Here is a 13,268-nt window from a genome sequence, read left to right as displayed (position 1 = left end):
TTTAGGCTCCCGTTAACCACCGTTAAGCCAAGATTCGCCGCAACTGCCAATTGACTGGCTATCCGTGCGCGCCAGAACGCCGCCGGGGCTTTGAAGGGGAACCTCCATGAAGGCGTCACGTTTTGTCGTAATGGGCATAGCCGCGGTCGCAGCGCTTCTGCTGGCGCTGGTCGTGCGCGGCATGATCGGCGGCAATGGCGCATCCAACGCCAATGCCTCGCAAAAGGTTTCAGCCGAGGCCTCCGCCGTGAAGGTGCTGGTCGCCGCGCGTCACCTGAAGGTGGGGGAACGCATCGCCGAAGCCGACCTGACGTGGAAAGCGTGGCCGGAAGACGGCATCACCGAGTCCTATTTCACCGACCGGCCGGTAACGCCCGTCGCCGCTGCCGAAGCCAAGTCCGCCGAAGACAAGGCGCTGGACAAAAAAGTCCAGACCGGGGCCGCTAAGGTTGCCGATGCGGCTGATAAGGTGCTGAACCCGACGCGCGGCATGGACGCCGTGCTGGGCGGAGTGGTGCGCGAGGAAATGCTGGCCAATGAGCCGATCGTGGCGCGCAAGGTCGTGCGCGCCGATGCGGGCGGTTTCATGGCCGTCATGCTGGCTCCCGGCATGCGCGCCATGGCCGTGCCGGTGACCGTCGAAAGCACGGCGGGCGGCTTCATCCTGCCCGGCGACCGCGTCGATATCGTCGTATCGATGGAGGTCCAGAATAATGGCCAAAGCTCGCACGTGGCCAAACCGGTCCTGCGCAATGTCAAGGTGCTGGCCGTCGATCAGACGGTCGAAGCCAAGTCCGATCAGCCCTCGGTCATCGGGGCCACCGCCACCTTAGAGGTTCGCCCCGAAGAAGGCGAGGCTCTGGCACAGGCCAAGGCGCAGGGGCCGTTGTCGCTGATGCTGCGTTCCTATGCCGATGTCGGGGGCCCCTCCGGTCGCGTCGGGCCTTCCCCAGCCGGCGCCGGCAACAAGGTGGTCGTCTATCGCAATGGCCAGGGCACCGATGTGCCGGTATCCCGATGAGAGTTTCGATGAAGAGACGTTTTGACATGGCACGCGCCCCTCTCGCCTTCACCGTTTTTGCCGCTGGCCTGCTGATGAGCAGTCTGGCGGCCACCGGCGTTCAGGCCGCCCCAAAGCCCTACACCTCGCTGGGCAGTCCCATGAGCGTGCAGACCCAGACCTCAGGTGCTCGCACACAGGTGCTCAACCTCGCCAAAGGGCGCTCGGCGGTGATCGACCTGCCTGTGGACGCTGCCGACGTCTTCGTCTCCAATCCGGCGGTCGCCGACGCCGTGCTGCGCACCCCGCGCCGCATCTTTGTTCTGGGGGTCACCGCCGGTCAGTCGGACGCCATCTTCTTCGACGCCACAGGGCGTCAGATCCTCAACCTTCAGGTCCGCGTTGGCGTCTCCACCGATCAGTTGTCGGACACGGTGCGCAAGCTCTATCCGCAGTCAGATGTGCAGGTGCAGAGCGTCAATGGCTATGTGATCCTGTCGGGCGTGGTGGCGAACGCCAGCGAGTCCGAGGCCATTCAGCGCCTGTCGGTGGCCTTTGCCGAAAAGCCGGAAAACATCATCAACATGCTGGCCATCGCCGGTAAGGATCAGGTCAGCCTGAAGGTGCGCATCGTCGAGGTCCAGAAGTCCTCGATCAAGCAGATGGGCTTCAACTTCAACGGCCTGTCCGGTCAGACCGGCGAAGTGCAGTACGCCCTGCAGAACACGCCGACCTATGGCACCAATGGCAAGGCGCTGGGCGGCATGAAGATCGGCTATGCCGACAACTTGCTGTCGGCATCGCTTCAAGCCTTTGAGCGCGTCGGTCTGGTGCGCACCCTGGCCGAGCCCAATCTGGCTGCGGTTTCCGGTGAATCGGCCAAGTTCCTGGCAGGCGGCGAATTCCCCGTGCCCGTGGCGAAGGATGCTCAGGGTCGCATCACCGTTGAATTCAAGACCTACGGCGTCGGTCTGGGCTTTACACCAGTGGTGCTGTCGAACGGCACCATCTCACTGAAGCTTTCGACCGAGGTTTCGGAAATCGTCAATACCGGTGCCTTCACGCTGGATGACACCTTCACCATTCCCGGCCTGTCGGTGCGGCGCGCTGAAACCACCGTCGAACTGCCGTCGGGCGGCTCCCTGATGATCGCCGGGCTGCTGCAATCAAAGTACAAGCAGAGCATTGACGCCCTGCCCGGCATGACCACGATACCGGTGCTGGGGGCCCTGTTCCGCTCACGCGACTTCCTCGATGAGCAAACGGAAATGGTCGTCATCGTCACGCCCTATATCGTTTCGGCGAAGTCGCCGGACGCCTTCCAGACCCCGGCCGACAATTTCCAGGTCGCCTCTGACCTCGAATCCGTTTTCCTCGGACGTCTGAACAAATCCGTGCGTGCCAAGCGCGGTGAAGTCGCCGAAGCGCCGCCTCCGGCCGGCAGCTATCAGGCCCCCATCGGCTATGTGATCGAATAGGAACCCGCGACATGCCCATGAACCGCCCGGCCACCTTCAGACTCACCGCCCTTGTCCTCGGCACTGCCCTGCTGTCGGCCTGCGCCTCAAACACCCCGCCCAGCCTTCAGTCTCTGGCACCGACGCCGCTTGACCATTATCCGCTTCAGGCCGAGTCGCGCACCGACGCCCTGCATTTCAAGATCCACCCCAAGAGTGGCCTGTCCGAAAATCAGCGCCGCGCCCTTGATCAGGTGGCCCGCAAGGCCAGTTGGAACGGCGGCCAGGCGGTGGACATCACCATCCTGACCGCCAATACGCCCGACGCCCTGCGCGCCGGGGCGGCCATTCGCGCCTATTTCAACGACCATCAGGTCAGCGTCCACGCCGTATCGCAAACGACCAGCGCAAGCCAGCCGGCCGATGTGGTCAGCCTGATCACGCGGGAATACCGCGCCGTGGTCAATGACTGTAATCAGGAATGGGAAAATCTGGCGGCCACCCGCCACAATGCCGCGCCACAGAATCTGGGCTGCGCCATCAATGCCAATCTGGCGGCGCAGATCGACGATCCGCGCGATATCGCCGCGCCGCAGCCTGCGACACCCGGCGACGCGGGACGCCGCAGCATCATTATCGACAAGTATCGCAAGGGCGAGGTTACCTCGGCGGCCAAGGATGATGCCGCCAAGAGCAATGTCGCCCAGGTCATCAAGTGAGCCCGTCCATGTCCTCTACTGCCAGACAGACCGACCCGTTCGACAGCTTCGACGACGCCGACGACAGCTTCACCCAGAATTACGAGGCGGCAGATGCCCTTGATCTGGGCGACCCTTTCGAGGATCTGCCCGAAGAGGATCTGCACCCGCTGACGCCCGCGCCGGGTCTGCCGCGTCAGGCCCTGACCGCCGCCAGTTTCGCCGCCGTCGAGCCCACGGATGAACTCGGTGCGGTATCCATCCCGCGCATCGGCATCCACTTCTTCCCCGAAAATGACGCAACGCTTCAGGCCTGCGACACGGCGGCTCTCGACCGTCGCATGGCGCGTGCCCAGTCGCTGGTCCGCCGCGGTGGCATCGAAGAAGCCATCGCTGTCTATCAGCACGAACCGACTCCGTCGCTGCTGATCGTCGAATCGAAGCAGGCGGCGCATGGTCTGCTGGAACAGCTTGGGCGGCTGGCCGAAGTCTGCGACACCAATACCAAGGTCGTCGTGATCGGCGCGCACAACGACATTTCTCTGTACCGCGAACTGATCCGTCAGGGTGTGTCGGAATACATGGTCGCACCGGTCAAGCCGCTGCAACTGATCAAATCCATCTCTACCCTGTTCAACGATCCGGAAACGCCGTTCGTCGGCCGCGCCATTGCCTTTATCGGCGCGCGCGGCGGGGCCGGCTCCTCCGTTCTGGCGCATAATTTCGCGCACAGCCTGTCGGAAGTGATGCAGGCCAATACGGTCATTGCCGATTACGATCTGCCGTTTGGCACCGCCGGGCTCGACTTCAATCAGGACCCGCTGCAAGGCATGGCCGACGCTCTGAACGAGCCCGACCGCCTCGATCAGGTGCTGCTGGACCGTATGCTGACGCGCTGTACCGAACGCCTGTCGCTGTTCTCGGCCCCGGCCTCGCTCGATCAGGACTATCTGGCCGATGAGGAGGCCTTCGAAGAGGTGACGCGCAAGGTGCGTTCCGTCGCGCCGTTCATCGTGATGGACCTGCCGCACGTGTGGACGCCGTGGTTGAAAAAGTGCCTGATCGCCGCCGATGAGGTGGTGATCGTCGCCACGCCGGACCTCGCCAGTCTGCGCAATGCCAAGAACCTGATCGAACTGCTGAAATCCTTCCGCCCGAACGATAACCCGCCGCGCGTCGTCCTCAATCAGGTCGATATGCCGGGCCGTCCGGAAATCCCGGTCAAGGACTTCACGGCGGCCCTGGGGGTTGCCCCCGCCTGCACCATCGCCTTCGATGCCAAGACCTTCGGTCAGGCCGCCAATAACGGCCAGATGATCGGCGAATGCGCCCCGGCGTCCAAGGCGCACGAGGCGCTTCTGACCCTGACCGCCACCATCACCGGCCGCACTGCGGAAACGAAAAAGAAGACGGCCTCCACCTCGCTGATCGGGAAATTCTTCCCGAAGAAGAAGTGAGGCTGACAGGTGTTCGGAAAGCGCCCCACGGATTCATCGGGTAAGCCTGCCGGCTTCGGCGCCGCGCGCGCGGCCGCCCCGTCACCGGGCGCGCAGGCCGCCGCACAGATGCGCCCTCAGGCGCTGGGTGGTGGCAACGCCTCCGCTGATAAGCCCAAGGACATCAAGGGTGCGCCACCGCCTGCCAAGCCAGCCGGCGATATCGCTACGCGCCCGCAGGGCTTGGCCGACACCCCTCAGGCCAGCGAAGACCGCCGCAGCAGCGACAAGCCCGCCGTCAAGGGCGGCAAGCTGGCCGCCGGTATCGACCAGATGCACAAGGCGCAGGCGGTTACCGAGATCGTGCGCGAGCAATCGGACTATTATCACGCCACCAAGACAGCGATCTTCAACGCGCTTCTGAACACCATCGACCTGTCACAACTGGCACAACTGGACCAAAAGGCGGCATCAGAGGAAATCCGCGACATCGTCTCGGAACTGGTGACGATCAAGAACGTCTCCATGTCCATCGCCGAGCAGGACGCGCTGGTTCAGGACATCATCAATGACGTTCTGGGCTATGGGCCGCTCGAACCGCTGCTGGCGCGCGACGACATCGCCGACATCATGGTCAATGGCGCGGGCCGCGTCTTCATCGAAGTCTCCGGCAAGGTGCAACTGACCAATGTTCGCTTCCGCGACAATGGGCAGTTGATGAACATCTGTCAGCGCATCGTGTCGCAGGTCGGTCGCCGCGTCGATGAAAGCTCGCCCATCTGTGACGCCCGTCTGCCGGACGGTTCGCGCGTTAACGTCATCGCGCCGCCCCTGGCGCTCGATGGCCCAACGCTCACCATCCGGAAGTTCAAAAAAGACAAGCTGACCATGCGGAATCTGGTGGAGTTCGGCTCCATCAGCCCGGAAGGGGCGCGCGTGCTGGGGGTCATCGGGGCGTCGCGTTGTAACGTGCTGATCTCCGGCGGTACGGGTTCGGGCAAAACGACGCTGCTCAACACCATGACGGCCTTCATCGACCCGACCGAGCGCGTCATCACCTGTGAAGACGCCGCCGAACTGCAACTTCAGCAGCCGCATGTGGTGCGTCTGGAAACCCGTCCGCCCAACCTCGAAGGTCAGGGCGCGATCACCATGCGTGATCTGGTCAAGAACTGTCTGCGGATGCGTCCTGAGCGCATCATCGTCGGCGAAGTGCGCGGCCCGGAGGCCTTCGACCTCCTGCAGGCCATGAACACCGGCCACGACGGCTCTATGGGCACGCTGCACGCCAACTCCCCGCGCGAAGCCATTTCGCGTCTGGAATCGATGATCACCATGGGCGGTTATGGCCTGCCGTCGCGCACCATTCGCGAAATGATCGTGGGCTCGGTGGACATCATTGTTCAGGCCGCCCGCCTGCGCGACGGTTCACGCCGCATTACCCACATTACCGAAGTGCTGGGCCTTGAAGGCGACGTCATCATCACCCAGGACCTGTTCCTGTATGAGATCGAGGGCGAAAACAAGGAAGGCAAGATCATCGGTCGCCACCGTTCGACCGGGATCGGTCGTCCGCGCTTCTGGGACCGCGCGCGTTATTATGGTCTGGAGCGCGAACTGGCGGAGGCGCTCGATGCTGCGGAATAAGCCCGTCATCTCCTTCTGTGAAGCCGGTGACCGGCTATGATGATCGTCCTCATCGCCTTTCTGAGCTTTGTTATCCTCGCGTCGCTCGGCTTCGTGCTGACCGGTGGTGGCGGCTCCGAGGTTGCGACCAAGCGCGCGCAGGCCATCGCGGTAGGCGCCACCTCAGCCGCCAAGCGCAAGAGCCAGCGCACCGCCGCCAGCCGCACCCCTGAGGAGCGCCGCAAGCAGATTTTGCTGCAACTCAAGGAATCCGAGCAGCGCGAACGCAAGGCGCGTCTGTCACTGACGGCGCGTTTGCAGCACGCAGGCCTCACCCCCAATGTGAAAACCTTCTGGATTTGGTCCGTTGCCGGGGGCCTGATCGCGGCGGTGATCGTCCTCGTCGTCAGCCGAAACGCTCTGGCGGCGCTGGGTGCCGGTTTCGCCTTTGGCTATGGCGCGCCGCGCTGGGTTCTGTCATTTCTGGCCAAGCGCCGCATTACCAAATTCACCGCCAGTTTTGCCGACGCCATCGACATCCTGGTACGCGGTATCAAGTCGGGCCTGCCGGTTCATGACGGCCTGAAGGTCATCGCCCGAGAACTGCCCGCGCCTCTGGGGCCGGAGTTTCAGCGCCTGAACGAAAACATCGCCATCGGCATGGGGCTGGACATGGCGCTCGAAAAAATGTGCGAGCGCATGCCAACCCCGGAACTGCGCTTTTTCACCATTGTCATCGCCATCCAGCAAAAGACCGGCGGCAATCTGGCCGAAGCGCTGGGCAACCTGTCGCACGTCCTGCGTTCACGGCGCATGATGCGCGAAAAGATCAAGGCCCTGTCGTCCGAAGCCGTCGCCTCGGCCTGTATCATTGGCGTCCTGCCGCCGGGCGTCGGCACCATGATCTACATCACCAATCCCGGCTATATGGCGCCGCTTCTGTCTGATCCGCGCGGCAATCTGATGCTGCTGGGCGGGGCCGTGTGGATGGCCTCCGGCATCCTGATGATGCGCAAAATGATCAATTTCAAATTCTAAGGCGGGTGATTTTCAGATGAAAGACCTGGCCTACACCCTGATGCAACCGGCCAATCTGATCGCCGTGGTGGTTGCGATACTGGCGTTCTTCGCCGTGCTGACGCTGATGCGTTCGTCCCTGTCCGGTGAGCAACTGGACAAGCGGATGAAGGCCGTGGCGCAACGCCGCGAAGAACTGCGCCGGCAGGCCCGTCAGTCCATGGTTCAATCCGGCAACAGCGGCCTGCGTCAAACCGATGAAAGCCTCTATAAGCGCATCGTCGATCGCCTGAATCTGAAGACCCTGCTCGAAGACCCCAAGGTGGTGGACAAGCTGGCCATGGCGGGCTTCCGCGGCCCCAAACCGGTCACCACCTTCTACTTCTTCCGTTTCCTGATGCCCTTCGTTCTGGGGGCGTTTGCGGCCTTCTACATCAATGTGGTCAACGATTTCGGTCAGCCGCAGAACATCAAGCTGCTGATCTGCGTTGCCATGTTCGTTGCGGGTTATTACGCACCCAACATCTATATCAGCAATGCCGCCTCCAAGCGCCGCGCCTCGATCGTCGCCGCCTTTCCCGATGCGCTTGACCTGCTGCTGATCTGCGTCGAAGCGGGCATGTCGATCGAAGCCGCCCTGCAAAAAGTGTCGCAGGAAATCGGTTCGGCCTCCATCGAACTGGCTGAAGAACTGTCTCTGCTGGTGGCGGAGCTGTCCTACCTGCCCGAACGCCGCATGGCCTATGAGGGGCTGGCGCGCCGCACCAACTATCCGGGCATCAAGTCCGTCTGTACGGCGATGATTCAGGCCGAAAAGTACGGCACACCGCTGGGAACGGCGCTGCGCGTCATGGCCAAGGAAAACCGCGAACTGCGCCTGTCGGCGGCGGAAAAGAAGGGGGCAGCCCTGCCCGCACAGCTGACCGTGCCGATGATCGTCTTCTTTCTGCCCGTGCTGTTCGTCGTCATTCTGGGCCCGGCCATTCTCAACATCATGGACATGATGCATAAGAAGTAGGCGTCGCGACGGCTTGCGCGGCGAGGTGGGAACATATAAAGAACATGGTGACACGCCAGAAGGTCGATCATGTCGCGTTTTCCTGTCCTGCCGCCGACCTATTACCACGCGCATTTCAGCGAAATGCTGGCCTTTGTGCGCGAGGTCTATGCCAGCGTACTGGGTGAGGCTGAACACAACTTCATTGCGGATTTTACGGGTCTGAGCCTTGAGGCGCAGTGCCTGTTTATCCGCATGTCGAACCGCAAACGGCCGGTGTTTACGGCCGCTGACCTCGTCTATGCCGAGATCGCTGAGATCGAATGGCGGCTGGAGGAACTGGCCGAGGCCGGGTTCGCGCGTCGCGCTTGCGCCGAAGATTACCGGTCATGGCTCGATACCCTGACGCGGCCCGTGCTGGAGCAGATGGCGCGTGACCATGACATCGCCCTGTCGCGCCAGTGGTCGAAAGCCCAGGTGGCACGGGCGGTCGAGGCGGCCTTGCCGTTTGACGATTTCGCTGCGGGCTTTTCACAGACCACCTGGGTGCCGGGGCATCGGGAGACGGTTGGCTTCCTGCTCTACCTCTATTTCGGCAAGCTGAGCGACAATCTGACGGCCTTTACCCTGCGAGATCTGGGCGTCGTCTCTGTGCGCGGCCAGACGGCCTATCAGGCGCGTTTCGTCAGCCGTGAGGAGGCGCTGGGCGGCCATGCCTATACGCAGGCGTTACGGTCATTAAAGGGGGCAACACCAGAGGACTATCAGCGACTGGCCGAACGCGCCGATACCCTGCCCACCCCCGCCACGCCGTTTGTCGAAGGCCTGCGCGACCGGCTGATGCACGATCTGGGGCGCTTCTTTGAACGCCGGAAGGACACGGATCAGGCCATCGGTTTTTACGCGCAATCGGGCCTGTTCGAGAGTCAGGAACGCACCATCCGGTTGCTGCACGGGCGGGGCGAGACAGAGCGCGTGCTGGGCCTGCTGGAGTCCATGCTCGACGCCCCGGCGCACGATGAGGCCTTCCTGTTCGCCGACGACTTTTACCGCCGCAAGTTCGGCAAGAAACGCACCAGTGCGTTTACCGACCTGCTGCGCAACGGTGAAGAGATCGGTGCCGATGACCTTTATCGCGGCCTGCCGGAGCTGGCGGCCATCCGCCATTACGAGGCGCAGGGCTGGACGGCGCACCACGTCGAAAACGGCCTGTGGCCGGCCCTGTTCGGTCTGCTGTTCTGGGACGAACTGTTTGAACACCCGGGATCGCTGGCCTCGGAATTCGACTGGATGCCGCAGGCCCTGAAAGACAATCGCTTCACCGCCCTGTTCCCGCACGCCGTGACAGAGCGTCTGGATGCGCTCGAAACGGGTCGCGGCTGGCCGCTGATCGCCGATACCCTCGCCCGCCACGAAGGCCGTGAGAATGGCGTCTTCGGCTGGTGGCCGGGTTTAGGGAACCTGCTGCGTGACTTTCTGAGCGCCGCCCCGCGAAAGGCCGTGCGTGACATAATGGCGGCCCTGTGCAGCGATTTTCAGGGCTTGCGCGACGGCTTTCCTGACCTGCTGCTCATCGGTTCGGGCGGCGTCAAATTTATCGAGGTCAAGGGCGAAGGCGATCAGGTGCGCCGGCATCAACTGGCAAGGCTCAACCTGCTGCGGCAGGCGGGATTTGAGGCCGGCATACTGCGCGTCGCCTTCCGCCCCGATCCGGATCAGGTCTATACGGTGGTGGATATCGAGACGACCGGTGGACAGGCGGCCTATGAGCGCGTCACCGAGATCGGCGCGGTCAAAATCCGCAATGGTGAAATCATCGACATCTGGCAAAGCCTGATCAATCCCGAACGCCGCATTCCGCCCTTCATCACCGAACTGACCGGCATCAGCAATGCGATGGTCAGGGACGCCCCGCGCTTTGCCGACATTGCCGACGCCTTGGACGCCTTTCTGAAAGGCACGGTCTTCGTCGCCCACAATGTCAATTTCGACTACGGCTTCCTGTCAGCGGAATATCGGCGGCTGGAACGCCCCTTCCGTTATCCCAAGCTGTGTACCGTGGCGTCGATGCGACGGCACTTTCCGGGCCTGGCGGCCTACGGACTGGGGCCGCTGTCGCGTGAGTTTGGCATTGAGCTGACCAACCATCACCGCGCCCTGTCGGACGCGATGGCGGCAGCGGAATTGCTGAAAATGGTCAATGCGAAGCGGCTGTCTGCCGTTACGGCTTTTTGAACTTCAGCGTCATGCGGTCGGATTCACCAATCGCATCAAACTGCGCGCGTTGTTCGGGCGTCAGGGCGGCGTCGCCCTTGCCACTGCTGCGGATGGGTTTCAGCGTCCACACGCCAAACGGATGGTCATGATCATCCTTCGGATTGGCGTTGATCTCGCTCTTGCCGGCCAGCACGAAGCCCGCCTTTTTCGCCGCCTCAATGACATAGCTTTCCGGCACATAGCCCGTCCCGGCCTTGGGGTCTGAGCCTTCCGGCGCGCGATGCTGCTCGACCGCCAGAATGCCACCGGGCTTCAGCGCCTTGAACGCGGCCTCCAAATGACGCTCGGTCGCCCCATCCTGACGCGCCCAGTTGTGGAAGGCGCGCGCGATCAGCACCAGATCGGCCTTACCTGCCGGCAGGGCGTCGAGCGTGGAGGCGCTGACCTCGCCATAGATCGACTTGTCCGCTACCTCGGCCCAGAAGGCGGCATCATTGGTGTTGTTCATCACACCGGTGTAGCGCCCTTTGGTTTTATGGGCGTAGGGGGCCAGGATTTCCGTCCACCAGCCTTTGGCACCGGGATAGAATTCGACAATATCGGCGCCGGGCTTGAGACCCCAGAAGGCCAGCGCCTCTGCCGGGTGGCGGTACTGATCGCGCGCCTTGTTTTCCGGTGTACGCCACGCGCCGTCGATGGCGGCTTTCAGCGCCGCATCCGGGGCCTTGGCGTGGGCTTCGTGATGGTCGTGGCCTTCGTGGGCCAGAACGGGCGTGACGGCCCCCAGGCTGAGGGCGCCGGTCGCGGCGATAAGGGCGGTAAGGGTGCGGGCAGGGCGCATGGAAGTCCTCCTGTGATGGACGACCAAGGTGCGGCGAATTATGGCCTTTTTGCGGCAACGCCCCAAAGCTATCGTTTGCACACGCTCAGATAAAAACGCTCGACGACTGATCGACATAGACGCTCATGGCGCATTCCAGATCATAGACCACCAGCCGCGTCAGATGCCGGATCAGAATGGCTACGGCCTGTGCTTCGGCGTCCGGATAGGTGGCGCTATAGGTCTCCATGATGGCGGCGCACAGATAGTCCAGAATCAGGCTGTAGCCAGCTATGTGCAGCTTGGGCGACAAGCCGATGCGGAAATGCGCCTCCCCCACCCGCGCCACCGAGGCCGAATAGACGTCGTCGAATTCCGCCGACAACACGCAGTCCCAGTGCCTTAACTGACCGCTGATCAGCCGCGCGGTCCGCTCCTCACCGCCGAAAAAATCGTCCAGTTCCGGAAAGCCCCCCAGATGCGCGTAGAAGCGTTCCAGACACGCCGGCAGCAGGTCCATCAGATACGCCCGGTGCGCCCGCACGTTTCGGCACATATCCCCGTCTATGCCATAAAGCGCCAGACGGCGTGCCCCGACCAGCGGGTCGTGCAGGGCGGTGGCGGAAAAGAAAGAAGCTGACATGCGGGTACTCCAGACAGGATGGTGAGCCGCACAGCCTGTACCCAATTGTTTAATCAGCGCCCAAGGACAGGCAAAAACCGCCTGCGTCATGGTGTCACGCTACCGTTGCGCACTGGCCACGACGGCCATTGCCCTTGGCCAGCCGCCCCCCTATAACCATAAGCCTATGCTTCGGAGTCCCGCCTTATGACCGAAATCCACGGCACCGCCCCCGCCCGCTTCGCCGCCGTCAAGGACCGCTTTGCCCGGCATTTTGCCGACGGCCCGGACGGTCTGAGCGAAAAGGGCGCGCGTTTCACCGTGGTGCAGGCGGATGAGGTCATTCTCGACCTGTGGGGCGGGGTGAAAAACCGCGAAGGCACCGAAGCCTTCACCGAAACCACTCTGACACCGGTCTTTTCCTCGACCAAGGCCGTGACCGCCCTGATGATCGCGCGGCTGGTCGATCAGGGGAAGCTCGACTACGCCTATAAGGTCTCGGTGCTGTGGCCGGAATTTGGCCGTAAGGGCAAGGAGAACATCACGCTGGGGCAGCTGATCTCGCATCAGGGGGGGCTGTCGGGGTTCAGCCCGCCGATTGATCCGACCACCTGGTTCGACATTCCGGCCCTGCTGGAGGCCCTGTGCGATCAGGCACCCTTGTGGACGCCGGGCGTAGGCTCCGGCTATCACCCCATCACCATCGGCTATCTGCTGGGCGAAATCTTCCGTCGCGCCGATGGTCGCACGCTGGGGACGGCGCTGCGCGAAGACATCGCCACGCCGTTCGGGCTCGACCTGATGATCGGCACGCCGGACAGCGAGTTTTCCCGCATCTCGGAAATGTGGAAACCCACGCGCGCCCCGGACCTCGGCCCGCTGGATGCGATCAAACAGGCCGCCTTCCTCGACAAGGGCTCCTCACCGGCCGGGCGCGGCTCAGCCGACTGGCGGCGCATGGAAATCCCGTCGGCCAATGGCCATGCTACGGCCGAGGCTCTGGCCCTGCTGATGCAGGTGGTGGCCAATGGCGGTACGCTGATGGGGCAGCCGCTGTTGTCGGAAAAGACGCTGAACGACGCTACCAAGGAGCGGGTTTTCGGGCGTGACCGCGTCCTGCCCTTCGACCTGTCGTGGGGAGCGGGCTTCCTGCGCAATCGCGGCATCGGCATCTATGGCCCCAATGCCCGCGCCGTCGGTCATTCGGGCTGGGGCGGGTCGTGCGTAATGGCCGACCCGGACAAGCGCCTCAGCATCGCCTATGTGATGAACCGTCAATCACACTACCTGATCGGCGATCCCCGTCCGGTCGGGCTGATTAATGAGGTGTACGCAGCGCTAAACTAAGCGTCCCCTCTGATATCAGGGGGGATACCGC

General features: G+C 63.0%; 11 protein-coding genes. 9 read left to right on the top strand and 2 right to left on the bottom strand.

Annotation, left to right across the window (positions count from 1 at the left end; genetic code table 11):
- Nucleotides 1-106 precede the first annotated feature (106 nt).
- From cpaB to ACK8OE_RS06720, 8 genes are all read left to right on the top strand, one after another.
- Entirely contained in the window at nt 107-1,021 is a 915-nt protein-coding gene (gene cpaB / locus ACK8OE_RS06755) for a Flp pilus assembly protein CpaB (RefSeq protein ID WP_410271911.1), read from the top strand.
- A gap of 26 nt (nt 1,022-1,047) precedes the next feature.
- Nucleotides 1,048-2,478 (top strand): type II and III secretion system protein family protein, encoded by a 1,431-nt coding sequence (locus ACK8OE_RS06750; protein WP_290797336.1) that lies wholly within the window; start codon nt 1,048-1,050, stop codon nt 2,476-2,478.
- A gap of 11 nt (nt 2,479-2,489) precedes the next feature.
- Nucleotides 2,490-3,176, top strand: coding sequence for a CpaD family pilus assembly protein (locus tag ACK8OE_RS06745; RefSeq protein ID WP_290797333.1), 687 nt, complete (start codon nt 2,490-2,492; stop codon nt 3,174-3,176).
- Nucleotides 3,177-3,184: 8 nt separating this feature from the next.
- Nucleotides 3,185-4,612, top strand: a complete 1,428-nt coding sequence (locus tag ACK8OE_RS06740; RefSeq protein WP_410271910.1) for a pilus assembly protein CpaE — start codon at nt 3,185-3,187, stop codon at nt 4,610-4,612.
- A 9-nt stretch (nt 4,613-4,621) separates the two neighbouring features.
- Complete coding sequence (locus ACK8OE_RS06735; RefSeq protein WP_290797327.1) at nt 4,622-6,238, top strand: CpaF family protein; 1,617 nt, start codon at nt 4,622-4,624, stop codon at nt 6,236-6,238.
- Nucleotides 6,239-6,274: 36 nt separating this feature from the next.
- A complete protein-coding gene (locus ACK8OE_RS06730; RefSeq protein ID WP_290797325.1) occupies nt 6,275-7,255 on the top strand; it encodes a type II secretion system F family protein in 981 nt (326 codons plus the stop codon).
- 16 nt (nt 7,256-7,271) lie between these two features.
- Complete coding sequence (locus tag ACK8OE_RS06725; RefSeq protein WP_290797322.1) at nt 7,272-8,252, top strand: type II secretion system F family protein; 981 nt, start codon at nt 7,272-7,274, stop codon at nt 8,250-8,252.
- A 69-nt stretch (nt 8,253-8,321) separates the two neighbouring features.
- Nucleotides 8,322-10,466, top strand: coding sequence for an exonuclease domain-containing protein (locus ACK8OE_RS06720; protein WP_410271909.1), 2,145 nt, complete (start codon nt 8,322-8,324; stop codon nt 10,464-10,466).
- Here ACK8OE_RS06720 and ACK8OE_RS06715 read toward each other — a convergent pair.
- Nucleotides 10,453-11,289: a class I SAM-dependent methyltransferase gene (locus tag ACK8OE_RS06715; RefSeq protein ID WP_410271908.1), complete on the bottom strand. Its 837-nt coding sequence runs from the start codon at nt 11,287-11,289 to the stop codon at nt 10,453-10,455. The two genes, ACK8OE_RS06720 and ACK8OE_RS06715, sit on opposite strands and share 14 nt — an antisense overlap.
- 85 nt (nt 11,290-11,374) lie before the next feature.
- Nucleotides 11,375-11,911 (bottom strand): protoglobin domain-containing protein, encoded by a 537-nt coding sequence (locus ACK8OE_RS06710; RefSeq protein WP_410271907.1) that lies wholly within the window; start codon nt 11,909-11,911, stop codon nt 11,375-11,377.
- 186 nt (nt 11,912-12,097) lie between these two features.
- Between ACK8OE_RS06710 and ACK8OE_RS06705 the strand changes: the two genes are divergently transcribed.
- The gene (locus ACK8OE_RS06705) at nt 12,098-13,237 is read left to right on the top strand and encodes a serine hydrolase domain-containing protein (RefSeq protein WP_410271906.1); all 1,140 of its coding nucleotides are present in this window, start codon (nt 12,098-12,100) and stop codon (nt 13,235-13,237) included.
- Nucleotides 13,238-13,268: the final 31 nt, after the last annotated feature.

Origin of the sequence: Asticcacaulis sp. W401b (assembly GCF_046503825.1) — a bacterium.
Classification (GTDB): Bacteria; Pseudomonadota; Alphaproteobacteria; order Caulobacterales; family Caulobacteraceae; genus Asticcacaulis.
Note: the sequence above shows the minus strand (reverse complement) of the source record. Positions and strands in the feature narration are given on the sequence as shown.

What these genes read in the sequence shown, in the direction of transcription:
- cpaB (WP_410271911.1), top strand. Translation starts at nt 107, where the DNA reads ATGAAGGCGTCACGTTTTGTCGTAATGGGCATAGCCGCGGTCGCAGCG.
- ACK8OE_RS06750 (WP_290797336.1), top strand. Translation starts at nt 1,048, where the DNA reads ATGGCACGCGCCCCTCTCGCCTTCACCGTTTTTGCCGCTGGCCTGCTG.
- ACK8OE_RS06745 (WP_290797333.1), top strand. Translation starts at nt 2,490, where the DNA reads ATGCCCATGAACCGCCCGGCCACCTTCAGACTCACCGCCCTTGTCCTC.
- ACK8OE_RS06740 (WP_410271910.1), top strand. Translation starts at nt 3,185, where the DNA reads ATGTCCTCTACTGCCAGACAGACCGACCCGTTCGACAGCTTCGACGAC.
- ACK8OE_RS06730 (WP_290797325.1), top strand. Translation starts at nt 6,275, where the DNA reads ATGATGATCGTCCTCATCGCCTTTCTGAGCTTTGTTATCCTCGCGTCG.
- ACK8OE_RS06725 (WP_290797322.1), top strand. Translation starts at nt 7,272, where the DNA reads ATGAAAGACCTGGCCTACACCCTGATGCAACCGGCCAATCTGATCGCC.
- ACK8OE_RS06720 (WP_410271909.1), top strand. Translation starts at nt 8,322, where the DNA reads ATGTCGCGTTTTCCTGTCCTGCCGCCGACCTATTACCACGCGCATTTC.
- ACK8OE_RS06715 (WP_410271908.1), bottom strand. Translation starts at nt 11,289, where the DNA reads ATGCGCCCTGCCCGCACCCTTACCGCCCTTATCGCCGCGACCGGCGCC.
- ACK8OE_RS06710 (WP_410271907.1), bottom strand. Translation starts at nt 11,911, where the DNA reads ATGTCAGCTTCTTTCTTTTCCGCCACCGCCCTGCACGACCCGCTGGTC.
- ACK8OE_RS06705 (WP_410271906.1), top strand. Translation starts at nt 12,098, where the DNA reads ATGACCGAAATCCACGGCACCGCCCCCGCCCGCTTCGCCGCCGTCAAG.